The sequence below is a fragment of the Candidatus Aquicultor secundus genome (assembly GCF_002791875.1).
Classification (GTDB): Bacteria; Actinomycetota; Aquicultoria; order Aquicultorales; family Aquicultoraceae; genus Aquicultor_A; species Aquicultor_A secundus.
Genome location: NZ_PFNG01000230.1, coordinates 4,151 through 5,325 on the forward strand (window position 1 = coordinate 4,151; position 1,175 = coordinate 5,325).

The 1,175-nt window shown below is 47.1% G+C and carries 2 protein-coding genes; both read left to right on the forward strand.

Going from position 1 to position 1,175, the window contains the following annotated elements:
• The coding region (locus tag COY37_RS09785; RefSeq protein WP_286977420.1) for a DUF5714 domain-containing protein at nt 1–183 on the forward strand (183 nt) is incomplete at its 5' end.
• Nucleotides 99–704 (forward strand): DUF5714 domain-containing protein, encoded by a 606-nt coding sequence (locus COY37_RS09790; RefSeq protein WP_286977424.1) that lies wholly within the window; start codon nt 99–101, stop codon nt 702–704. The genes COY37_RS09785 and COY37_RS09790, both read left to right, overlap by 85 nt.
• Nucleotides 705–1,175: the final 471 nt, after the last annotated feature.

Here is a 1,175-nt window from a genome sequence, read left to right on the forward strand (position 1 = left end):
ATTGAAGCAATAGAGGACATTGCTTTTACAACCACCTCAAAAGATCCGGTTGAGATATCTGAACTCATGATGGCTCATCCCGCTCTTCCGATGCTAGGATGCCAGCACGCCTATATTGCTGCCGGTGCCTTGATGGCAGCAATAAAAAACGAAGGCCGAAAAAGATTACAAATGAAGATATAAAAGAAGTATTCAAAAGAACCGAGAGACAGGCTACCGGGGGATATTGTGGTCTTACCGGAGTTTGCGGCATCGCACCGGCAATCGGGGCATGCTTTGCGGTACTTCTTGGCTCAAAATGCGGCAAGGATATCGAACAGAGGATTACGATGGACGCGGCAACTCGGATCTCAGAGGTAATCAGAGACCTTACAGGCCCAAGCTGCTGTAAAGCGTATGTGCGGGCATCCTTACTTGTTGCCACAGATTTCCTGGAAGAAAAGTTCAATATAACGCTTTCAATCAAGGAGCGGGAAATATCCTGTACATATGTTGAAAGACACCCCCATGGTTGTCGAGTTAGCAAGTGCCCTTATTTTGGGGGAAATTGGGAGGTTAAAAAAGTGGTTGAGCATAAACCATCAAATCCGATGGATGTTTACGATGATTTTTTCTCTTTAACTTACCAGGCGGGAGCCATGGATGTTAAAACCAAGCATCTTGTTGCGCTTGCCGCATCTCTTGCAGCAGGGTGCCAGCCCTGAACTGATTACTGCCTTACAGTTGCAAGGCAGCATGGAGCGACAGAGACAGAGATCAACGAAGTCGTCATGTTAGCTATGACGGTAGGCGCTCACAAAACGAGACTTATGGCCGAGAAAGGGCCAAAGAAGCCCACACTCGAAGAACTCAAAAATGAAGGTATCGAGCCTGAAGTAGCTCAAAACGGAGCTAATGCGGAAGCTGACTGCTGAACGCCATAAGATGCTCTGGTAGAGCACTTAATAAATATGTGATTTAAGAGATTGATCACTTCAGCTCAGAGATATATCTCGATAGCTTCTCCAATAACTCAAAGTTTGAATAGCGTCCACTTAGGGCAGCCCCTGTAATGGCTTGTCAAATTATGGCTTTGACAAGCCATTTTTTCGTGTGCGCCCGGCATGGGCGATAGCTTGGCGGTGAAAGTCCGCTATGGGCTTGGCAGTGGGAACCATTAGCCAAGGGCAAGGGTG

Bases quoted from the DNA above. Each gene is read 5' to 3' on its own strand.
- COY37_RS09790 (WP_286977424.1), top strand. From the start codon at position 99: ATGCCAGCACGCCTATATTGCTGCCGGTGCCTTGATGGCAGCAATAAA.